This window comes from Aeribacillus sp. FSL M8-0235, from assembly GCF_038000355.1.
Classification (GTDB): domain Bacteria; phylum Bacillota; class Bacilli; order Bacillales; family Aeribacillaceae; genus Aeribacillus; species Aeribacillus composti.
In genome coordinates this window covers 645,576-667,031 of the sequence record NZ_JBBOBW010000001.1, presented here as the reverse complement: position 1 = coordinate 667,031, position 21,456 = coordinate 645,576, and the positions used below count along the sequence as shown (strand labels likewise).

Genomic DNA, 21,456 nt, shown 5'->3' with positions numbered 1-21,456 from the left:
CAAAAGTGATGCTAGCATAATTCCATGGACACATCTAAGTTAAATTTTCATATAACTGACCATAATAAAAAATGAAAGGATGTGTCCTTATGGGTAACCATAGTACTGGAAAAAAATTTAATGAAGACTTCAAAAAAATGGTTGTTGATCTTTACAACACTGGCAGCTCTGTGAAAGATTTATGCAGCGAATATGGCGTATCAGATGTATCAATCTACAGATGGATTAAGCAATATTCCCCTATCGATTTGGAAGATGGAACATCTGTCACTCCGGATGATGTTGTCAAGCTGCAAAAAGAAATCCGTCGTCTTCAGGAGGAAAACGACATTTTAAAAAAGGCTATGGCCATATTCGCGAAAAAGTAAGTCAAGACGAGCTCGTTTCTGTGATTGATCAACATAAAGACCAGTATTCCATTAAAACGCTTTGCAAAGTGTTCGAAATACCTAGAAGTACGTACTATCAATCGCTTCAACAGGTTGAGTCGAATCGTAACCGGGAAAACAAGGAATGAACCGACAAAATCATAGAAATTCATACAGAAAGCAAACAACGCTATGGTGCTCCCAAAATCCATATCACTCTTCAAAAAAAAGGCTATTTGGTGAGCCTAAAAAGAGTCCAGCGTTTGATGAAAAAAGCTGGAATTCGTTCGATCATTTCGAAAAAATACCGTCCATATTCAAGTAATCAAAGAGTGAAAGAACGAGAAAATCTATTAGAACAGGATTTTTCGACAAATTCCATTAATGAAAAATGGGTATCAGATATTACTTATATCCATACAGTGAAAGACGGTTGGTGTTATTTAGCTTCTGTACTGGATTTGCATTCTAAAAAGGTTATTGGTTATTCCTTTTCGCGGACGATGACAACGGATCTGGTGATTCAAGCTTTAGCAAACGCGTATGACACTCAAACTCCGGAAAGAGGGCTTATCATTCATACTGACCTAGGTTCTCAATATACAAGTGAAGAATTTACTAAGTATGTTCAATCCAAAGGCATGAAACAGTCATTCAGCCGCAAAGGTTGCCCATATGATAGTGCGTGCATGGAATCTTTTCATGCCATTTTGAAGAAAGAAGAAATACAAAACGTCAAATATATGGATTACCAGTCAGCTACATTAGCTTTATTTCAATACATTGAAGGTTGGTATAATCGAAAAAGAATTCATAGTAGCATTGACTATAAAACCCCACAAGAGCTAGAGGACTACATTCGGCGTACCGCCTAATCGCTATCTTGAGATTGTGCACCCGCTTTACATGGAGTGGCGGGCATGATAGCCTTGTTTGGCGATGCCGATGTTTTACACATCTGCCTTCTTGGCAGGAGAATCATGCCCGCAGAGGCTCCTTGTCAAGCGTCACTGCCTTACCACACTTATATGGGCAGACACTTAATTAAAAAAATAACTTTTTTTGTGTCCAAAAATTTGACTTAGATCCAAAAATCTCGAAAACCAATCGTTATACACCATTCTAGAAAAACAAGGAGACGGTGCTCAGACCAACCGACTCAGTGCCATCATCATGGATATCTCTGGTAAAATAACGAAAGACATGAACCTCCATTTTTGCTAGGAGATTCATGTCTATTTCAAAAGGCCGATTTCCCCTTCCTTGACTTCAAAGTTAAATCCCTTTAATGCCGTTTTCGCTTGTTTTGGGTATGTGTAGGTTAATTGTTTGATCTCAATCATTCCTCCACCAATCCTTTCGCCAGCCATTTCGCTTGAAGCACTAACGCTTCGGCAAACTTCTCCCCTATCTCATCGCGGTACAAAAGCTGCAAAAAGAAGCTGCGTATGACCGCGACGATTGTACGTGGGTTTTCTTTTACCATAACTCCTTCGTCTTGCCATTTTTCAATAAGAGGCACAAGTGCATCTTCATCCTCTGTCGTATGCTGGTCAGCATATTCCGGCGGTAACTTCCGCATTAAAAGTTCATATTCTTTTCGATCAATCATCAAGCGCAAAATCGGTTCTTGTTCGATCAACTTTACAGCTTGTACTAACAAATCTGCCAATCGTTCTTGCGTTAACGGCTTCTCTGTCCACTCAACTAGAAGCATTTCTCTTAATTTTCGTTCCTCCATTTGAAACACTTCATAAAACAACGCTTCTTTGGAGGGGAAAAATAAATAAAACGCTCCTTGTGAAATGCCAGCAGCTTCAGTCAAAGCCGCAACAGTTGTTTTTTGTATCCCGTATTGACGAAACATTGTTTTGGCTGTTTCTAATAATGTTTGACGTATCGTTTCCTTTTCTTCCTCACGAAATTTACGTGGGCATCGAATCACCTTCTTTATGTTTATATGAATATTTTTATTTTATATTCACAGAAAGTATGAAAAAAATCAAGAAAAATATTTCTTCAAGAATGGGGCTGTCTAATAAGTCGTTTTTTCGGCTTATTGACGGCCCCCTTTTATGTTTTAGAAACGTTGATATATCATCGATGTTTATGATTTTTTGTTTTCAATAGGGATTTGACTTTCTAAGACAGCTCCTTCTGTTTTTTTACAATATTTACTAAATTCTATTTCATTTTTTCACCAAAGCATGAAGAAAATTCTCTAAGCTGAATTTGTCCAAAATCTGACTTCTTTTTTTCAAGACTTATTGCACAGCTCTTCTTTTAACAGCTTCGGTAAATAATCGATATGAAATACATCATCTGGAAAGGTGATTCCTAAGTCTTCATCTTCATATAAAAACTCTTGAAGCACCTCATTTAATGCCGTCATATAAAATTCATGCAAAAATTCGTAGCTGAAGGTTTCCCGAGGCATTAAAGATTGCGCACACACATTCGGATGGCAATAATTTAAATACGTGCGGCACGGAGTCGGTCTGACCTCGTAAACTTTGCAAGTATTGGACGACCGATCTAAAAATGGACAGCTCACTTGTTCAGAAATGTACTTGAATTTAAATTGAGGATCTTCATGAAAATCGATGGAGCATACTTTTTCCAGTTGCTCCTTGTTCAATTCAAAATAATTGAACAAATGTCCAAGAATATCCTGTTTTTGTTCTTCTGGCAGTCTTTGAATATATTGCAAAATTAATTTGGCTTCCAAGCGCGTGGTAATAATCGGAAAATAACAACAATAAGCACAGCCTTTAAAACAGGAAGGTTGTATATTCACTTTTGTTTCAATTTCTTTAATTTGGGAATCTATTAATTTTAAAAGTGCTGTAAATGTTTCTAAAATAATTTCGGAAGCACTTTCGTTTTCTGAGTTTTCTAAAATATGATCAATCGTGTCATAAAACAGCTGCTCATCCGGAATATAATGTATATTAATTGTTTCACAGATTTTCAACATGTCTTCGTAGGTTAAGCGATTATCCAAAAGACTTCGACTCCTTGCAACAATGTCTTTTCAATATCGTAAATCATCGCCTGCAAAAAATCCATCAGGTACATCTTTTAAAATTTCAACAACCAAAATGCACCTTTAGCCGTCAAACCGCTTCCAATCAGCCGCTTTCTACAAATGATTCGATAATTTTAACATTCGTTACAGTCCCAGTTTGTCTCAAGTACATTCAGGTGCTGAGCGCTGGAATATGTCTATTTTCAGGAGATCATACCCAAAAGACTTTCCTTATTTTAAATATTTCAAAATAAGCTCATAGCAAGTTTTCTTATAAAACTCATGAAGATGATCTTCATCACGCATTAACCACTGAATGAGACATCCATCGATGATCGAGCGAATCATTTTGGAAGCTGTATCGACATCAATGTCAGCTGAAAACGTTCCTTCCTCTTGACCAAGAGCAACAATGTCGCGGCCGATTTTCCAGCAGTTTTCGTAAAACTTGAGATTTATCAGTCTATATTGTGGATTTCGGCTCGCTTGTGCCATAAAATCAAGGTACACTTTGTAAAATTTTTTATTCTTTTTTGGATCGATAAAAACAGAATGGATATAAGCCTCTAATTTATTTATCGCTGCTGTCTGCTTACTAACCGCTTTATACTCATGTTGATAAATGCGATCCGTCACCCATTCCAGCAAGCTTAAAAAAACATCCTCTTTATTTTCAAAGTAATAATTCGTAACCCCTTTGCTTACACCTGCATAATCAGCAATATCCTGCAATGTTACCGTTTCGTACCCTTTATCTGAAACAGCTTGAAAAGCAGCCCTTAAAATTTGTTCTCGCCTTTCTTCTGCTTTTTTCTTCATAAAAACACCCCTCGAACTTCGGTCATAACGATATTATACATGAATTTTTGACGATAAAAATATTTTGACCGGTCAGAATAATTTTGTTATCGTAAAAGCAAGAATATGAAAAACAATAAGGGGGATGTCGAGTGGACCACTTCAAAGCGTTAGTAGTGAACAAAACGGAGACAGATTTTTCAGTGAAAGTACAAACCATTTCCATGAATGACCTTCCAGAAGGAGATGTCGTCATAAAAGTTGCTTATTCCAGTGTCAATTATAAAGATGGATTAGCTTCCATTCCCAATGGGAAAATTGTAAAATCGTATCCGTTCGTACCAGGTATCGATCTAGCCGGCACTGTTGTTTCTTCTAAAGATCCGCGCTTTAAAGAGGGAGACGAAGTTATTGCAACAAGCTATGAAATCGGCGTGTCGCATTACGGAGGCTACAGCGAATACGCCCGCATTCCTGCAGATTGGATTGTCCCTCTTCCAAAAGGATTGACACTAAAAGAAGCTATGGCTTTAGGAACAGCTGGTTTTACGGCGGCATTGTCTGTCCATCGTTTGGAAGAAAATGGATTAACTCCTGAAAAAGGAAAAGTACTCGTTACAGGAGCAACCGGCGGAGTCGGAAGCATCGCAGTTTCCATGTTGGCAAAACGAAACTATCATGTTGTCGCAAGTACAGGCAAAGAAACAGAACATGAATATTTACGCGAGCTTGGCGCAAAAGAAATCCTTTCTCGCGAAGAAGTTTGTCCAGAACAGATCCGTCCGTTAGATAAACAATATTGGGCAGCAGCCGTTGACCCTGTAGGCGGGAAAACCCTTGCCGCAATCCTTAGCAGAATTCAATACAACGGCTCTGTAGCAGTCAGTGGGCTAACTGGAGGCAGCGACGTTCCAACGACTGTCTTCCCATTTATTCTACGCGGAGTCAACCTGCTTGGCATCGATTCGGTCTATTGCCAAATGGAATTGCGAAAACAAATTTGGGAGCGAATGGCCGCTGATTTAAAACCTGATAAATTACTAGAATCTATTGCGCAAGAAATCACACTCGATCAGCTTCCTGACGCATTATCGAACATTCTAAAAGGCAAACTGCGCGGCAGAACGGTTGTAAAGTTCTCATAATACTCGCAGCACTTTCTGGGTTTTGATTGAAAATAGTTCCCTTTTTGAAACGGGAAATCGGTATTTAAAAAAATTTTTTAGTGAATTGATGACAAAAAGCTCAGCATATGCCGAGCTTTTTGTCTGTCAACAGTTCTTAAAAAAGTTTGCAGCTCATTACCAGCAACTAATCCGCTGCTTTTTTATATGAGCATTTTGCACATTTTTCAACCCAAGAGCCATAAGGTTTTCTAAAGCATAAAAAAGGACTTCACCCCTTATTTGTAGAATTTTGAAGTGACCAAACCACAAAAATCCACAAGGAGGAAGTCACTTTGTATATTCTACAAGAAAGTCTATTTTCCTTTGAAGAATTGCAAATTTTAGAGTCAAAAGAGAAATTACCGATCTTTTTTAGTGCTCTAGATTTGCGTCCTTATGCTAAACAATTGAAAAGTTCTTCACCCCAAGGGGCTGAAGGACATTCCAAAGAAGGGATATTAAGGGCTCTTATCGCTGCCCCATTAGAAGGTATTGATACTTTTACTTCTCTTCACAATCGATTGAAAAATGACCTGCGTTTTCGTTACCAATGTGGTTTAGATATTAGCAGGCCTGCACCATCCATCTCTACTCTTAGCCGAGTATTTTCTTCACTAACCAAAACTGGACTCGTGAAAAGAATCTTTCAAGATCTCGTCCAGTTAGCTCAAGAGGAAGGAGTAATTGATGGAAAACATCAGGCTATCGACAGTGCCGCCATTGATGCTTACGAAAAGAAGCAGCCTAAGAAGCGAAGTGAACAAACAGGCAACGCCAATTGGGGGGCAAAGTTTGATTCCTTCGGTAATAAAATTACTTGGTTTGGCTATAAGATGCATCTTTCCGTTGACACCAAAAGTGAATTACCAATGGCGATTGAAGTAACCCCTGCTCATATCAACGATGGGGATGTCGCACCACAATTAATTGAACAAGTAAAGAGTTGTACAAACTCTAAAATTGATTTCCTGATAATGGATGGTGGGTACGACCAGCTTAAAAACTACGAATCCGCCAAGAACATTGGGGCTCAAGCTATTATTCCACTCAATTTGCGTAATGAAAATGACTCCCGAAGGAATTGCCTCCAATGGAACCCCACGCTGTTCTATGGGGTACGAAATGACTTATTGGGGAGCCAATAAGGACCAGCTCAAATTCAGATGTCCACACGCAACCGGAAAAGTGGATTGCCCATTAGGAATGGCAGCCTGTTCATCCTCCAACTATGGAATGGTAGTAAAAATTAACGTGAATAAGGATCTTCGCCGGTACTCTAATCCACACCGCGATTCCAAACGTTGGAAAGAACTTTACAATGAGCGAACCAGTGTAGAACGGTGCAATTCAAGAATGAAAAGTTATCTTACAGCGAACTCCCTGCATGTGTGGGGAATCGATAAAGTAAAAACTCATATTTACTTGAACGCCATCGTATTACTGGTTTCAGCTCTCGCAATGGCAAAAGAGAGTAAAAGCAACAAACCGCTTAAAAAATTTTTAAAGCGAAAAATTCTGCAAGTACGCCCAAAAAAGGACAAACAGAATATTTGTAAACCAAAGATACAAAATACCCCAATTTATTTGGGTTTCTTTTAAAACTCTTTTTAATAAAAATCTAATTTTGCAAAATGCTCACATACCAAAATCCCACAGAATTCTTAAAGTATTTCTGCGGGATTATATATTAGATTTAATCTTTAAACTTCAAAGAAGTGCTTGTCGGGAAATGAAACAGCACCGTTAGAAGCAACTATTGTGCGATTTTTAAAATTGGTTTGATGGTGAACCCATTCTTGGAATCTTCAAAGGCTTTGTTAATATCGTCAAAATTGTAAAAACGGACTAATTTATCAAACGGGAACAGGCCTTTTTTATAATAATCAACCAATTCAGGGATGAACACTTGCGGCACTGCCTCTCCCTCAATCACACCCATCATCGTTTTCCCTTCTGCCATCAGATCATTGTGGACATCGAGGGTCATTTCAGGTGTAACACCTACAATGGCAACTTGTCCAAGCGGACGCAATGCTTGAAGCGATTGGCGGACAACAACAGGTACACCGGTCGTTTCAACGGCATAATGAGTGCCGCCATTCGTAATCTCTTTAATGTTTTTCACAATATCGACTTCTTTGCTATTTAATGCAGCAGTAGCTCCTAATTCTTTCGCCATCTCCAAACGATTCGCATGAATATCAATAGCGATGATATGTTTGCATCCGACGATTTTGGCTGCCATAATCGCGCTTAACCCTACAGCCCCACAGCCATAGACGGCAATGGAAGAACCGAACTCCGGCTTCAATTTATTTAAAACCGTGCCAGCCCCCGTTTGAATTCCGCAGCCCAACGGTCCTAATAGAGAGATGTCGACCTCTTGATCCACTTTCACAACGTTTCTCTCATTTGCAATCGCATATGCGGAAAAAGAAGATTGGCCGAAAAACGTTGATATTCCTTTGCTATCCTGATGAATCCGATGATTTCCGTCTTCATCCGTTCCGCCGAAATTCAAATCATTAAAATTGACGCATGTCGAAGGATGACCGGTTAAACAGTTTTCACAATGGCCGCAGGAAGCATAAGAAATGACAACATTATCTCCCGGCTCCACAGTTTTTACACCTGATCCGACTTTTTCTACAATTCCGCTGCCTTCATGTCCTAAAACAACGGGAAACGGCGTCAACCCCATATCTCTCGCAACTGCATCCGTATGACAAACTCCGGAAGCCACCACTTTAACTAATACCTCATTCGCCTTTAATTCGGATAGCTCCACATCTTCGATTTTAAAGTCTTCCCCTTTGGTATGAATCACTGCCGCTTTTGTTTTCATGAGAGTATCCCTCCTGTTCGTTTGTATGTATGCCCATCAAAAAAATTTTATGAGGATTTGCCTTTAATATTGACAAGATGCTTGTCATTTATAATCGATCTCATGAAAAATTAACTTTTACATCTCACGCGAGACCCTGCTTCGGAAAAACACTCTTGAACGTACAAAAGAGCGGCAATTCCATAATTGCAAGTGTTTTTTTATGATTTGTTTTTAGGTGCTAATTCAACAGCCTGCCTGATGGCTTCAATCTGTTGTTCGGAAAATTTGTTCATGAACTTTAAAGTCATTTTTTGCTTGTTATTCTCCTTTTTCCCTTGTAAGATTCTTTTACTCTTCCTGATATGAGCATTTCCTCTTTATACTTTCAATGAGCCTCAGGCCTTGCGCGAACCACATAAAAATATTCTCCTTCTATACATCTGGCAGAAAAAAGGGAGGCACTCGACATAAGCTCTTATCAACTTTTTATCAGCGGTAGTAAAATTTGTTCCATCTTCGGACAATGCTGCATTGCACCTTTGCACCACACCTTTATCTTTGTTGTTTCTATTATAACAAAACAGGAACAAATGTTCTGTATTTTTTAAACCTTTTTCTGTCTTTCACAATGAAAGCTGCGGAATGCCTTAAACATTTTCCTGATTGAGCCATTGAATCTTTTTTTGGATGTTGTCAGTAAGCGTCAAATACTCAGCACCTTCTAGTTGTGAATGTTACATGAGATAATCTCCATAGAAAAAATGCTGGAGGTTATGCTATGAATGATGCTGACAAAAGAATAGAATGGAAATCCAGGTATGATGCTTGGAAAACAAGTGGATTGAGTGCTTCTGAGTGGTCTCGCATCAATGATGTAAATATACATCAGATGTACTACTGGATTCGAAAGTTTCGAGAGGAAGAAATTTCTACGAACGAGCATCAATCAAAATGGTTGACGGTGGATGTCCAAGAAATCTCCTCCCATCATACGGGTCAGGAATCTGTCCTTATTCATTACGGTGCACTGTCCATCGAAGTACGTCCAGGCACCGATTTGAATCTACTTTCCGATGTAGTGCGTGTGATTCAAAATCGATGATATCTAACGCAAATTTTGAACGAGTGTACCTTGCACGTGGAAGCACCGATCTCCGGAAATCGATTGATGGTCTCGCAGTCATCGTCAAAGAATGCTTCGATTTGGATCCATTTTCCCCTTGTTTATTTGTTTTCTGTAATCGGAAAAGGGATAAACTTAAAATTCTACAGTGGGATAATAATGGGTTTTGGCTCCATTATAGAAGATTAGAAAGAGGAACTTTCAACTGGCCATCTGAACAAGAAGGAGTGCCGATGGATATCAGTCCTCGTCAGCTACGCTGGTTATTAGATGGCTTATCCATCGAACAAAAACAAGCCCATCCCACAGTGAAAGCACGCACGATTCTATGAAATTAAAAAACTTGAGAATCCGACTGGTCAAGCCGGATTCTTTTGCGTATACTGGAACTATGAAAAACATGGACATGAAAACTCAAGAAACAATTGAATACTATAAAGCGCGTAACGAAAAGCTTGAAATAGAAAAGGAAGCTTTGGAAGCGAAGCTAAAATGGTATGAGGAGCAATTTCGGTTAAGTCAACAACGTCGTTTTGGTTCTTCCAGTGAGAAGACCAATTCAGACCAACTGTCCCTTTTCAATGAAGCTGAAGCTACCGCAAATCCTGATGATGAAGAACCGACGATTGAAACCATTACATATACACGCAAGAAGAAGCGAAATCGTCGAGATGAAAAACTAGAAAACCTGCCTACTGAAACGGTGGAATACCGTTTGCCAGCTGAGGAACAGGTTTGTTCGTGTTGCGCTGGACCTCTACACGAAATGAGTACGCAAGTACGCAGAGAAATAGAAGTTATTCCAGCACAAGTAAAAGTGAAAAAGCATGTCCAATATGTTTATAGTTGTCGTCATTGTGAACGCCATGAAATAGAAACGCCTATTGTCACGGCGAAAATGCCGGCTCCTGTTTTTCCGGGAAGTCTGGCATCTCCATCGTCAATGGCTTATACGATGACGCAGAAATACGTTGAAAGTATGCCTTTGTATCGCCAGGAAAAACATCTGGAGCGATTTGGCATATTCATTTCCAGGCAAACTTTATCCAATTGGATTTTGTATGGAGCCGACACCTGGTTGAGTCCTGTTTACGACCAAATGCGTAACCATCTATTGAATCAGGATATCCTCCATGCGGATGAGACCACCTTACAGGTTCTTTCAGAACCTGACCGACGAGCGACTTCCAAATCATTTATGTGGCTTTATCGGACAGGACGAATGGGGCCTCCAATTGTTTTGTATGACTACCAGCGAACCCGTGCATCCAAGCATCCTTTACGATTTTTGGAAGGTTTCCGTGGATATTTACATGTGGACGGGTATGCCGGTTATAACGGAATCCCTGATGTCAGTCTGGTCGGTTGTTGGGCTCATGCCAGACGTAAATTCACAGAAGCTTTGCAGGCTCTTCCTGAATCGGCTAAAACTACTCACGTAAAAGCCAAAGAAGGTCTTGCATTCTGTAACCAACTTTTCTCGATAGAACGGGATTTAAAGGATGTTAGTCCTGAAGAACGTTATAAGAAACGGTTAGAACGCAGCCAACCGGTATTGGAGGCTTTTTTGGCATGGCTTCATGAACAAGCCCCAAGAGTGTTGCCAAAAAGTGCACTTGGGCAAGCCATTAAATATTGTCGTAATCAATGGGACCGTTTAGTAGCTTTTTTAGAGGATGGTCGTTTAGAGATTGATAACAACCGCGCAGAACGATCCATTAAACCGTTTGTAATCGGGAGGAAAAACTGGCTGTTTAGCAATACCATAAAGGGAGCTAAATCCAGCGCAATCATTTATAGCATTGTGGAGACTGCGAAGGAAAACGGATTAAACCCATTCAATTATCTTAAATATTTATTTGAACAGCTTCCAAATATTAATCTGACTGACAAAGAAAAATTAGATCAACTCCTTCCTTGGTCCACAACAATTCCAGAAGAATGTCGTGTTCCTAATAAAGCTAAATAAATCATAACAATAGTCCACATCTAAAGGTAGGTGTGGACTATTTTACGCTTACTGTTGTCATGTCATTCAGACAGCTGCTGCCCGCAATCAGCGACTCGGAATTCCTTAAAAAGAAAAAACAGCCGCAACTCAGAAAGAAAATCAGGTTGCAGCTGCTTTTTCAAAGGAAGAAGATTTCAAATCTTTTTATCCTTTCAAATCAACAGTGTTTCCAAGATGCAGCTCAAGAGAGACGGCAGGCTGTGATCCCTTCAGCATTTCCGCAATGTTTTTCCCATTTTGTTCAGCGGTGTTCATGGCCAGCTTTAATACCGATAGACTTGCTTGCTGCTGAACATTTGATTGACTAAGTGCAACAGAGAGCGCAGCAACATCCATATGATCAACTCCAATTGAAAGTTTACTCCTTTTTATTATCGGCTGCTTTTACCAAATCTGAATTTTTAAGGAGAAAAAGTTTAATCTTTCAGGTTTCTTTTTATATAATATTGTTAAAAAAAGAAGGAGGCGGCAAAAAGAATGGAAGAGGTAACATTAAAAACCATCTTACAGGCTCTAAAAGAACATTCAGAGCATATCGACTCTCGGTTCGACCGGCTGGAAACGAGAATGGACGACCTCGAATCAAGAATGGGCAACTTGGAATCCAGAATGGATAGTCTTGAATCGAGAATGGACAACTTAGAATCGAGAATGAACGGTTTGGAAAAAGAAATGTATTTTTTAAGAACAGACATGGAGAAGTGCTTTAGCCAACAAGAAGAAAAGTAGAAGGCATAGCACTGACTTAACAGATGCACAAGAAACTCTCGACTCGTCTCCACCAAAACGTAAATCATGACAAAAAACTTAGGCAATTATAGGTTTGTTTTCCCCATTGAGAAAGCAAAAGTATTATTGCCAAAAAATTCCACATACTGCAGCCACACGAAAATTCCCAGCAACTCTTCTTTCCTATCGATCTTTACAGAAATGTTTTTTAAAAAGAATCTTAGATTTTCGTATTAACCGATAAATCTTGTCAAATTTTTGACCATGAAAATTGCAGGCTGACTTTTATGACTACTTTCAAGAGAGCATTATCCCCCTTAGTTTCGCTTATGTCTTTTTAAAGTTTTTTCACAGTCATTACCGGCAATCCTTTATCAAAATCAACTCGATACTCAAATTGATGGCTATTAATAATAGTATTAGGATTACGTTTATGTTTTTCTTTTTTATCCCATTGTACTTGTTCCATTACAAATTTAAACATTTCTAAAAAATCAGCATTTAAACCATGTGTGGTTGAATGAAATATTTTATGATCAACCTTTGATTGGTCAATCAAATAAAAATTTGTTTGACCCAAACCTTTGCAAAAGTTCTCTTTTTCTTTGATTGATACTAAATTATCGTCAGTACCTAAAAAAGAATAAATTTGCGCATTATTTATGAATCCTTTATATAAATTTGATAATGTTAAGATATTTTTGTCTTTGACCAATTCTTTTGCTAAATAGGAGAATTCGATGTTTAAAGTCAATTTACCATAATATTTATGAAGAAAACGGTTTGTATATAAATACTCAGGCTTCATCCAAGCAGAATTATCAATAATGAAAGTAAATTCATTTGGCGCCATACGATTACACAGATAAGCTAAATAAGCCCCGTGTGAATGTCCATATGCAATGACCTTATTGACATTATATTTTAATTGATTGTCATTTAAAATAATTTTTACAGCAAATAATGCAGTCAATAAATCCAATGCCTGCATGAAACCCATATCATTAAAATTTTCAATATTTTCATCTAACAATTCATGAAAAGGCAGTGATATTGGATATTTGGCAAAAATTGTAATAAATTCTTCAAAATTTTGAATGGATTTTAATTTCATTAAATCAATATCTTCAATAACATCTTTAAAATCTGTAAGTGAAAAATTTAATTTCACTCTCTTAGAATCCTGCATAAACTCGCTTCCAAAATAATCGCATTGTATCGTAATCAAATTATATTGATCAGCAAATTGCTGTCTCATTTTTTTATAAACATTAGATTGACTATTTGCGCCAAATCCAAGTATAAGTATTAATAATCCTGTATCTTCATTTACGCCAGTTTCAGGTTCCGAGAAGTATATATTAAGTTGTCTTCCTATGTTGTTTCCTGTATAAATACTGGGATGAGCAGGAATTTTCAATTGGTGGTTCTTAGCCATTTTTTCACCCAATTTCTTCGTTTAATAAATATTTCTTCTCACCGCTTCGATAACATCCCTTACATCCTCATCTGACATTCTAGGGAAAATCGGCAATGTTAACGCTTGTTCATACCATTGTTCCGCTTTTGGGCAAATCCCTCTTTGATATCCCAACTTCTGGTAGTACGGATGCCAATAGACAGGAATGTAGTGAACATGGACGCCAATATTTTCGGCGCGAATATTTTCAAAAATCTCCCTTCGGCTCCTTGCCAGCCTATCCAGTTTTAATTGCAGCATATATAAATGCCAGCCTGATTTCGTTCCTTCAAGCTGCTTTGGCAAGACAACACAATCCAGATCTTTAAAAGCTTCATTGTACATGTTGGCAATTTCCCGGCGACGCTTAATAAAACGATCCAACTTGTCCATTTGTGAAATCCCTAACGCGGCTTGTATATCTGTCATACGATAGTTGAAGCCTAAATCAATCATTTCATAATACCATGGACCTTCATCCCTTGATAAATTTTGATTAATGATGCCGTGGGAACGAAAACGTTTTAGTTTTTCGTAATATTCCTCGGAATTGGTGACAATGATTCCACCCTCTGCAGTCGTAACCGGTTTTACAGGATGAAAGCTAAACATGGTCATATCCGCAAGTGTGCCCACTTTTCGACCTTTATACATTGCTCCGAGGGAATGAGCACCATCCTCGATCACCACAAGCCCAAATTCATCAGCTATCTCCATAATGGCATCCATATCAGCCGGCTGGCCGGTAAAATCAACCGGGATAATTGCCTTCGTATTCGCTGTAATCTGTTTTCGTATTTCTTTAGGATCAATATTGTATGTCCGTTCATCTATATCAGAGAAGACAGGCTTTCCCCCACAATAAAGAACTGCGTTTGAAGTAGCTGCAAACGTTATCGGGGTTGTTATGACTTCATCTCCCTCGCTGATCCCGGCAGCAAAACAGGCTCCATGAAGAGCCGCTGTTCCATTCGAAAAAGCAACGGCATATTTCGCTCCAACATAATCGGCTACTTTTCGTTCAAACTCTTCAATTTTTGGTCCTTGCGTTAAAAAAGGCGATTTTAGCACAGCTACGACCGCTTCGATATCTTCATCCGTAATCCATTGTCGTCCGTAGGAAAGGAAAGATTCCCTTTTTTTCATTGTTCCACCTTCATTTACAACAATATGTCCCAGCTTAATGGTGTTCCTTTTTTTACATCTTTTTTCACTGCTTTTCCAAGAACTAAATCATAATATTTTGGCGGCAAACCATGTCCAGGCCTAATCGCGCGAACATTCTCTTTTGTAATGATATCCCCTGCCTTTAGATCCTCTGCAACATAAAGAGAACGTCGATGTTCAAGGGAAGGCTTTTCCGCATTGGTAGGGCCGTAATGGATCATACCTAGGCTGAGCCAAGCCCGTTCTGTTTCTTCGACAAGCATTTTCATTTCATGAGGCTCTAGTGAAAATGCGGCATCAACTCCGCCTTCTGCACGGGAAGTGGTGAAATGTTTTTCGATTACTGTTGCTCCAAGTGCTACAGCTGCCACTGCGGTTCCAACACCCATCGTATGGTCAGACAATCCAACTTCAACTCCAAACAATTCCCGCATATGTGGAATCGTCACAATGTTCGAGTTTTCTGGTGTCGCTGGATATGTACTTGTACATTTCAATAATATAATTTGCTCATTTCCTTGTGAGCGAACAGCTTGAACTGCTTCATCTAGTTCTGCAACTGTAGCCATTCCTGTCGAAATAATGACTGGTTTCCCCGTAGCAGCTACTTTTTTAATTAACGGTATATCTATATTTTCAAATGAAGCAATTTTATAAGCTGGCACATTTAATGTTTCTAAAAAATCAACTGCTGTTTCATCAAAAGGGGAACTGAAAGCAAGCAACCCATGCTTTTTACAACGTTCAAAGATCGCTTCATGCCATTCCCAAGGAGTGTATGCTTCTTTATAAAGGTTATATAACGATTGACCTTTCCAAAGATTTGTCTCGCTCTCAATAAAAAATTCGCCTGTATGAATATCTAAAGTCATCGTATCAGGTGTATATGTTTGAAGTTTTACTGCATCGACACCTGCTTCCGCTGCAAGGTCAACGATTTTTAAGGCTCTTTCTAAAGATTGATTATGGTTTCCTGACATTTCCGCAATAATAAAAGGCTTTTGACTTGAACCAATCAGACGATTGCCTATTTTAATATCCTTACTCAAGATGTTATCCCTCCAAAATAGCCTCAACAACGGGATGTATAGTATTTTTGTCCCGATATCCGAACAACTCAAAAGCTTTCCTTCTCATCGATGCAAGCTGACGAGGATGTGAAATCGCTTCAATCAATATATCGGCATAATCAGATACACTTACATCTTCATGCCAGCCAAGATTCCATATTGCTCCATACTCTGCAACGTCTGCTGTTGATTGTCTTTGGTTATCCGCAACAATCGTAACAATGGAAGGGAGTCCGAGAAAGCATCGCTCCAACATTGTTACACCACCTGCACCAAATGATAAATCAGCTTTTTTCATTAAGTCGGCAATATAATTGATTTGGCAATGAAAATTCAGATTAAAATCAAGACACATTTTTTTTATTTGTAAACGATTTGGATTGGCATTGCCGACCACAACATCTATTTCCATATCATTAAGTGGTAATCTTTGCAATGCAAACAAAACTTTCTCCGTTTCATTTGTCGGATCGCTTCCGCCAAAAAAAATCAAAAGGCGTCGAACAATACCGCTCCAACTTTTTAATGATTTTTTTGCTTTATAAAACTCAGATCGCAAAATCAAATATTTTGGCCCTAAAAAAAGTCTACAATCTGAAGGAACAAGACCTAAATAGCGGTGTTCATAATTTTTATAGTAATTTTGATCTAACAGTAAATGGCAATCGTGAGGACGGTTGGCTAAATCGTCAATCACCATCACTTTGTGAACATATTGTTGGACATGTTTCTCCCATTTTTGATCCAGCTGGTAGTGATCCACAATACACCAATCAATATGCATTTTCATTTGACGGATCACTTCAATTGTTAAATGAACATCCTTTTCTTGCGCAAAAATTGAATCATGTATAATAGGAAATACATCAAATCCTTTGTTTTTGACATATTCGCATAAATCCCCCAACCCGGCTCTCATTACAAATCCAACATAGCACCCTGTTTCACGCAGCATTTCTGCAAAAGTTAAGCACCGCATCACATGACCTGTACCTATCTTAACCGACGAATCAACACGGATTAAAATATTCATATAAATTCACCAGCAATGAATGTGTTAACACACTCTCTTTTTAATATTTAATCTTTTAGAGCGTTGACCAGTTTAGGTTCTATATGCCCTAATTTTCCATCTAAATATTGGTCAACAATATCATTATTGAAAGTCTGATAAATCAATCGTAAATGCTGTGGTGTCCAATCCGTTCCAACAAATAATTTGCCATTTGTTTTTTGGGGTACATATTGTGGTATTACTCCTTTGCGTAATCTTTTTAATATTTCTACTAGATCTTGTGCTGCTTTTATAACTGCTTTACAAGCCACATCATGAATTCCATCGCCATATTCTAGTTCGGGAACAGAATGGTGAATAATGTCCCCTCCATCAAGTTTGGAAGTTAAACGATGTATGGTCATCCCCGCCCAGTTTGGCCTTAACATATAAAAAGGCCAAAAAAGTGTTATATTTCCCCGATACCATGGAGAGAGGCCGCCGTGTATATTCCATGCAAAATCCGGCAATATATCAATAATATGATCTTCGATTTTATGTACTCCATATGTTAACACAACATCTGGTTTTTGACCTACCAGCCATTGAAGCATTTGTTCACCATTAAATTCAGATTTTTTCACTTTTAATGTCGGGATATCTTTATAAACTTTCAAATGACGGCCAAAATAAGCCAGTTCAGCCTTCTCGCGATCATGAAAATGACGGATAAAATTTTCTCGGTCAATGGGCTCTAATTCTTTCGACGGAACAGGCATAAAGGCCTCTCGTTCCTCAATCAAATGTCCATGAAGCAAATCGTTTTCTAATAATGTATTGGCAATAAAATAATGGCGTGGATGCGAACCTGACAGAAGCACTATTTTCATTCAAATAAACTCCTTTTTTCATAATATGGTCCTTTGAGTAAACCTTTTTCTTTTAATAACTTAATAGCATTCATTAAGTTATCGAGATGAATACCAGACAACTGAGCAATATCCAATAATGAATGTTCTCCATCTGAATAATTTAGCATAGTTAAAATAGCATTTAATTGTTTTCTATTATCTATTTTTTGGTTGTTCGATGCATTTCCATTCAAAGGTGTATTTATATCAGGATAAAGACCGTGTTTATCTAATTTCACTTCTCCAAACGGATTTGTATTAATATAGTAACCATCCCACTCTTGGATTTTTAAAATTTTTTCTATTTCGTTAACACCGTCTATTAATTTTTCGATCGTCATTACTTCTTTTGTATCAAGGGAATTATGGTATCCCTTATATTGTCCATAAACCATTCTTGCAAATTGTCCTACTGGCAGATTAAAACCTGGAGAACAATATTGTCTTTCATCCGAGCCATGTGTTGGTGTAAAAGGTCTGACAATCAGTTCCATTTCCCCAGTTGATATTAAGTAGTCTACTATTTTATTAATGGGAGCCTTTTTATTTCTGGAACGTTTAAAACTTAAAGGATAATTTTTTCCGCCAAGACATGTTAAAACAAATCCTGAATACACATTTTTGCGCAAATGTTCTCCGAAACGATGTAAATACGCAATCGATCCAATCGTTTCTGGCACAAAGACAAAACGATAAGTAAATTTTCTATCTCGATATTCTTTCATCCGATTATATAAAAATGCAGCAACGATTGGTCCGCTTAGTTCATTGTTGGCCATCGATGGGTGGCAAATATATGTACTTATTAATATCTCTTTGCTTGATTGCCCAGGTAAAATAGCGTGGGCATAATTCAGCTCTCCATCTTTAAGTTCGCTATCGATAAAAGCATGATAGGTTCCTTCTTTCAAACTTTTGAATTGATTATAACTCATACAAAATCCCCATCGTTCTTTATAATACGATGTCACATATGGAATCGCGTCTGGAAGATGCGGAATCGTGTGAATAAATGGTTTCAATTCTTCTAAAGACATTTTTTTATTGACAGGAACGCTGTAATTCAAAACATGAAGATTATGATTTTTCATATTAATGATTTCATTGCCATCTTCATCCTTGATCCATGCTTCTCTAATAACCCATTCTTTCGGAATTTCCCAATCAAAAACTTTCGTGCCAGTTTTAACAGAAAACATTTCCAAAGGAATAAACTTTTTTAAAATATTAATCGTTTTCCTAACCCCTTCACCAGTTATGCTCCGGGTTATGGGGAAAAGTTCGTCAAATAACTGATCCATTAATTCAAATTCATTTTTCATTCTATACGTCCTTTCATAGTGTGAGAGAAAATCCCCTTAAACCATTTTTTTACGTCAAAAAGTCCCCTTAATGTCTATTTAAACAACCGGTTTTTGTTGGATATGTTTGTTTAAACTTGCGATTTCAGGATGCTTTATTAAGAACTGTATGACATCAACACTAGAAATGAGCGGGTCTTTAAAATAATCAGCAACCGCTTTGCAAAGAGCGTAATCTTCCTCTGTATCCAGAGTAATTCTTAACTCTGGATGCCGCCGAGTAACCGGTACTGAATAGGAAGCACGTTGAAACTCTTCCCTAAATTCATATGCATAATAGGTTACATGTTCGCGATGGCGAGGTTCATGACCATGTCGATGAATATACTGCAAAGCCTGATAAGAGATCAATTCAACAGCCAGTCCCCTTGGTAATTCCCCATCTAAATCAATAATATCGACTTTTTCCTGCTCCATTAGTTTGACAATCTCATTAGCCATTTCAAAATCAACAAATGGACAATCTGCCGTAACACGCATCACATAGTCAGGTTCATAAATTTTCGCACATTGGACGTAACGGTCCAATACGTCCTCTTCCGACCCTCGAAAAAATGAAACTCCATGACGTTTGCACCAATCTTCTACTTTGTCATCCTGAGATAAAGTAGAAGTCGCAACGATTACATCACTCACACCTTTTATTTTTTTGCAACGTTCTACAACATATGTAAGAACATCATGATCGCCCAATGGCTTTAAAATTTTCCCTGGCAAGCGGGATGAACCCATGCGGGCTTGAATAATGATAATGTTTTTCATACAACCACTTCCAAATATTTTTTGTTTTCTAATACGTTCTCAGATATTAAAATACTATTTTTATCCATTTAACACATCTTTTAATTGTGTTAAAGATTCAATACGGATATCTGCTTCATATTCTTTTGGCATTTCTATAGATCGATACTGACCTGTCATTACTCGAATCGTTCTAAACCCTAGAGGCTTGATGCCTACAAAATCTTTTTTAGGGTTATCTCCAATATAAACAACATCATGCGGACTAACCTTCTCCCTCTTTACTATATGCATAAAACAATATGGAGAAGGTTTAGCATTATGAATACCATATCGATGGGTTACATAGCAGTGTTTCATTTTTTTATATAGATGAAGTGCCTCCAATTTATTGTGCTGAACGATTTTGTTTCCGTCTGTTACAATATATAATGGATGATCTTTAAGTTGTTCAAGACATGTTATCGTTGTTTCAGGAAGCACAATATCCGGTTTATGCATTCGATAGACAGATATACATTTTCGCACCATTGTTTTAGAGTAGGCACCAAAATGATATAATAAATCATCAAAAATGGCTCCTCGACCATTTGTTTGTAGGCGCGTCCACATCCATTCGAATAATTCTTCTTCACTTATGTTAATTATATTACGCAAAAAAGCGGCTACTGCTCGAAAACCGCTTCTCACAAACGTCAGTTCATCATATAGTGTATCATCAAGATCGAATACAACTACTTTCATATTATCATATCCTTAGCATACCGAATTAATGTTAACTCTCGAACACTCCTATTAAACGGATAAGCATCAAGATTCTCCCCTAATGATTCAAGAAGAAACCAATAAAAACTATCCAAACCAGCTGCAACACTTAATGTAGACGCACCGCCAAAGCGAGGATTACATTCCACTATGTTAGGGATTCCCTTTTTATCGACTATGACTTGAAACATCACATGTCCATAAAGCTCAAAAGATTCAGCTACTTTCTTACCAAGCTCTTCAAGTTCAAGATTTCTTACCGTTTGTGTAATTTGAGACTCTCCTCCAACAACAAGAACACGCTTTCTTACAATTACTCCTTTGCTTTTTCCCTTTTTGTCAACATAAACATCAATACTATATTCTTCCCCATCAATAAAAGGTTGATAAATTGGGAATTTTAACAATTTTGAACGACAAACCGCCTCTTCTTTTGAAACATTAACAGCAATATTTTTAGATCCTGATCCAAAACATTCCTTTACAACAAAAGAATCTGCGCAAACGGCATCTATACTTTCAGAAGTGTAAATCATTGGGAAACCCAGCTTTTTTCCTTCTTTAAAAAATATTAATTTATTTAAAGTTTTTTCTAAAGAAGAAAGGTTAGAAACCATAATTTTGATACCGTTATTTTCAAAAAAATGTTCATTTCGAGCAAAATACAAAAGTTCATCGTTACGCGTAGGAATAATAGCAAAGATATTATGAGAATGACAGTATTCCACAATTTCATTGATTGACAACTCTTGAAGCAAGGGCATATGCCAAAAATAGTCTACAAAATATCGGCCTATACACTGTTTATTTACATCTCCCCCAAACAATTTCCCTTCTTTATGTAGACGATTCATAGCATCTTTAACTAACTGAATCAATGGCACTTTTCCTGAAATACTAGTAATAAGAACATTCATAAAAAACCCTCATTATTATTT

Annotated in this window: 19 protein-coding genes and 2 pseudogenes; 7 read left to right on the top strand and 14 right to left on the bottom strand. The window is 37.8% G+C overall.

The genetic code is table 11. The annotated features are described in order from the left end of the window. Positions 1-89: 89 nt before the first annotated feature. A pseudogene (locus tag NSQ71_RS03345) lies at positions 90-1,243 on the top strand (IS3 family transposase). 464 nt (positions 1,244-1,707) lie between these two features. On the opposite strand, the gene NSQ71_RS03340 reads toward NSQ71_RS03345, so the two are convergent. From NSQ71_RS03340 to NSQ71_RS03330, 3 genes are all read right to left on the bottom strand, one after another. Further along, on the bottom strand, positions 1,708-2,313 hold the full coding sequence (locus NSQ71_RS03340; protein ID WP_340732864.1) for a TetR/AcrR family transcriptional regulator: 606 nt from the start codon (positions 2,311-2,313) through the stop codon (positions 1,708-1,710). A 312-nt stretch (positions 2,314-2,625) separates the two neighbouring features. Further along, a complete protein-coding gene (locus NSQ71_RS03335) occupies positions 2,626-3,372 on the bottom strand; it encodes a YkgJ family cysteine cluster protein (protein WP_340732863.1) in 747 nt (248 codons plus the stop codon). A gap of 255 nt (positions 3,373-3,627) precedes the next feature. Beyond that, positions 3,628-4,215, bottom strand: a complete 588-nt coding sequence (locus NSQ71_RS03330; RefSeq protein WP_327863938.1) for a TetR/AcrR family transcriptional regulator — start codon at positions 4,213-4,215, stop codon at positions 3,628-3,630. Between the two features lie 131 nt (positions 4,216-4,346). Between NSQ71_RS03330 and NSQ71_RS03325 the strand changes: the two genes are divergently transcribed. Together NSQ71_RS03325 and NSQ71_RS03320 are read left to right on the top strand one after the other, a co-directional pair. Then, positions 4,347-5,339 carry an NADPH:quinone oxidoreductase family protein gene (locus tag NSQ71_RS03325; protein WP_340732861.1) on the top strand — a complete coding sequence of 331 codons (993 nt, stop codon included), beginning with the start codon at positions 4,347-4,349 and terminating at the stop codon, positions 5,337-5,339. 314 nt (positions 5,340-5,653) lie between these two features. Continuing rightward, positions 5,654-6,839: pseudogene (locus NSQ71_RS03320) on the top strand (transposase); the annotation flags it as partial. A gap of 274 nt (positions 6,840-7,113) precedes the next feature. On the opposite strand, the gene NSQ71_RS03315 reads toward NSQ71_RS03320, so the two are convergent. After that, on the bottom strand, positions 7,114-8,205 hold the full coding sequence (locus tag NSQ71_RS03315) for an NAD(P)-dependent alcohol dehydrogenase (RefSeq protein ID WP_027725901.1): 1,092 nt from the start codon (positions 8,203-8,205) through the stop codon (positions 7,114-7,116). A gap of 760 nt (positions 8,206-8,965) precedes the next feature. Here NSQ71_RS03315 and tnpA point away from each other — a divergent pair. The 3 genes from tnpA to tnpC are packed head-to-tail and all read left to right on the top strand — an operon-like array spanning position 8,966 to position 11,279. Continuing rightward, positions 8,966-9,289 (top strand): IS66 family insertion sequence element accessory protein TnpA, encoded by a 324-nt coding sequence (gene tnpA, locus NSQ71_RS03310; protein WP_063389610.1) that lies wholly within the window; start codon positions 8,966-8,968, stop codon positions 9,287-9,289. Further along, positions 9,286-9,642, top strand: a complete 357-nt coding sequence (gene tnpB, locus NSQ71_RS03305; protein ID WP_063389611.1) for an IS66 family insertion sequence element accessory protein TnpB — start codon at positions 9,286-9,288, stop codon at positions 9,640-9,642. Before tnpA ends, tnpB begins: the two co-directional genes overlap by 4 nt. A 59-nt stretch (positions 9,643-9,701) precedes the next feature. Continuing rightward, complete coding sequence (tnpC, locus tag NSQ71_RS03300) at positions 9,702-11,279, top strand: IS66 family transposase (RefSeq protein WP_094246405.1); 1,578 nt, start codon at positions 9,702-9,704, stop codon at positions 11,277-11,279. A 186-nt stretch (positions 11,280-11,465) separates the two neighbouring features. Here tnpC and NSQ71_RS03295 read toward each other — a convergent pair whose 3' ends face one another. Then, positions 11,466-11,657 carry a YjfB family protein gene (locus tag NSQ71_RS03295; protein WP_311066868.1) on the bottom strand — a complete coding sequence of 64 codons (192 nt, stop codon included), beginning with the start codon at positions 11,655-11,657 and terminating at the stop codon, positions 11,466-11,468. A 141-nt stretch (positions 11,658-11,798) separates the two neighbouring features. On the opposite strand from NSQ71_RS03295, the gene NSQ71_RS03290 reads away from it, so the two are divergent. After that, on the top strand, positions 11,799-12,050 hold the full coding sequence (locus NSQ71_RS03290; protein WP_311066867.1) for a hypothetical protein: 252 nt from the start codon (positions 11,799-11,801) through the stop codon (positions 12,048-12,050). A 337-nt stretch (positions 12,051-12,387) separates the two neighbouring features. Here NSQ71_RS03290 and NSQ71_RS03285 read toward each other — a convergent pair whose 3' ends face one another. From NSQ71_RS03285 to NSQ71_RS03245, 9 genes are all read right to left on the bottom strand, one after another. Continuing rightward, positions 12,388-13,488 carry a DUF2920 family protein gene (locus NSQ71_RS03285; protein ID WP_340732857.1) on the bottom strand — a complete coding sequence of 367 codons (1,101 nt, stop codon included), beginning with the start codon at positions 13,486-13,488 and terminating at the stop codon, positions 12,388-12,390. A gap of 21 nt (positions 13,489-13,509) precedes the next feature. Further along, entirely contained in the window at positions 13,510-14,655 is a 1,146-nt protein-coding gene (gene pseC / locus NSQ71_RS03280) for a UDP-4-amino-4,6-dideoxy-N-acetyl-beta-L-altrosamine transaminase (RefSeq protein ID WP_340732855.1), read from the bottom strand. A gap of 14 nt (positions 14,656-14,669) precedes the next feature. Further along, a complete protein-coding gene (gene pseI, locus NSQ71_RS03275; protein WP_445684703.1) occupies positions 14,670-15,656 on the bottom strand; it encodes a pseudaminic acid synthase in 987 nt (328 codons plus the stop codon). Between the two features lie 73 nt (positions 15,657-15,729). Beyond that, a complete protein-coding gene (gene pseG / locus NSQ71_RS03270; protein WP_340732853.1) occupies positions 15,730-16,779 on the bottom strand; it encodes a UDP-2,4-diacetamido-2,4,6-trideoxy-beta-L-altropyranose hydrolase in 1,050 nt (349 codons plus the stop codon). Between the two features lie 47 nt (positions 16,780-16,826). Beyond that, positions 16,827-17,630 carry a formyl transferase gene (locus tag NSQ71_RS03265; protein WP_311066863.1) on the bottom strand — a complete coding sequence of 268 codons (804 nt, stop codon included), beginning with the start codon at positions 17,628-17,630 and terminating at the stop codon, positions 16,827-16,829. Further along, positions 17,627-18,973 carry a DUF4910 domain-containing protein gene (locus NSQ71_RS03260; protein ID WP_340732849.1) on the bottom strand — a complete coding sequence of 449 codons (1,347 nt, stop codon included), beginning with the start codon at positions 18,971-18,973 and terminating at the stop codon, positions 17,627-17,629. Before NSQ71_RS03260 ends, NSQ71_RS03265 begins: the two co-directional genes overlap by 4 nt. Positions 18,974-19,051: 78 nt before the next feature. Next, positions 19,052-19,774, bottom strand: a complete 723-nt coding sequence (locus NSQ71_RS03255) for a glycosyltransferase family protein (RefSeq protein ID WP_340732848.1) — start codon at positions 19,772-19,774, stop codon at positions 19,052-19,054. Between the two features lie 60 nt (positions 19,775-19,834). Beyond that, positions 19,835-20,497 carry an HAD family hydrolase gene (locus tag NSQ71_RS03250; protein WP_340732846.1) on the bottom strand — a complete coding sequence of 221 codons (663 nt, stop codon included), beginning with the start codon at positions 20,495-20,497 and terminating at the stop codon, positions 19,835-19,837. Next, positions 20,494-21,435 (bottom strand): ATP-grasp domain-containing protein, encoded by a 942-nt coding sequence (locus NSQ71_RS03245; RefSeq protein WP_340732845.1) that lies wholly within the window; start codon positions 21,433-21,435, stop codon positions 20,494-20,496. The genes NSQ71_RS03250 and NSQ71_RS03245 overlap by 4 nt, the downstream gene beginning before the upstream one ends. Between the last annotated feature and the right edge of the window lie 21 nt (positions 21,436-21,456).

Excerpts from the sequence above, each read along its gene's own strand:
- tnpA (WP_063389610.1), top strand. The coding sequence starts at position 8,966 with ATGAATGATGCTGACAAAAGAATAGAATGGAAATCCAGGTATGATGCT.
- tnpB (WP_063389611.1), top strand. The coding sequence starts at position 9,286 with ATGATATCTAACGCAAATTTTGAACGAGTGTACCTTGCACGTGGAAGC.
- NSQ71_RS03245 (WP_340732845.1), bottom strand. The coding sequence starts at position 21,435 with ATGAATGTTCTTATTACTAGTATTTCAGGAAAAGTGCCATTGATTCAG.
- NSQ71_RS03265 (WP_311066863.1), bottom strand. The coding sequence starts at position 17,630 with ATGAAAATAGTGCTTCTGTCAGGTTCGCATCCACGCCATTATTTTATT.
- NSQ71_RS03255 (WP_340732848.1), bottom strand. The coding sequence starts at position 19,774 with ATGAAAAACATTATCATTATTCAAGCCCGCATGGGTTCATCCCGCTTG.
- pseG (WP_340732853.1), bottom strand. The coding sequence starts at position 16,779 with ATGAATATTTTAATCCGTGTTGATTCGTCGGTTAAGATAGGTACAGGT.
- NSQ71_RS03260 (WP_340732849.1), bottom strand. The coding sequence starts at position 18,973 with ATGAAAAATGAATTTGAATTAATGGATCAGTTATTTGACGAACTTTTC.
- NSQ71_RS03315 (WP_027725901.1), bottom strand. The coding sequence starts at position 8,205 with ATGAAAACAAAAGCGGCAGTGATTCATACCAAAGGGGAAGACTTTAAA.
- NSQ71_RS03250 (WP_340732846.1), bottom strand. The coding sequence starts at position 20,497 with ATGAAAGTAGTTGTATTCGATCTTGATGATACACTATATGATGAACTG.
- NSQ71_RS03330 (WP_327863938.1), bottom strand. The coding sequence starts at position 4,215 with ATGAAGAAAAAAGCAGAAGAAAGGCGAGAACAAATTTTAAGGGCTGCT.
- NSQ71_RS03290 (WP_311066867.1), top strand. The coding sequence starts at position 11,799 with ATGGAAGAGGTAACATTAAAAACCATCTTACAGGCTCTAAAAGAACAT.
- tnpC (WP_094246405.1), top strand. The coding sequence starts at position 9,702 with ATGAAAAACATGGACATGAAAACTCAAGAAACAATTGAATACTATAAA.
- NSQ71_RS03295 (WP_311066868.1), bottom strand. The coding sequence starts at position 11,657 with ATGGATGTTGCTGCGCTCTCTGTTGCACTTAGTCAATCAAATGTTCAG.
- pseI (WP_445684703.1), bottom strand. The coding sequence starts at position 15,656 with ATGTCAGGAAACCATAATCAATCTTTAGAAAGAGCCTTAAAAATCGTT.
- NSQ71_RS03285 (WP_340732857.1), bottom strand. The coding sequence starts at position 13,488 with ATGGCTAAGAACCACCAATTGAAAATTCCTGCTCATCCCAGTATTTAT.
- pseC (WP_340732855.1), bottom strand. The coding sequence starts at position 14,655 with ATGAAAAAAAGGGAATCTTTCCTTTCCTACGGACGACAATGGATTACG.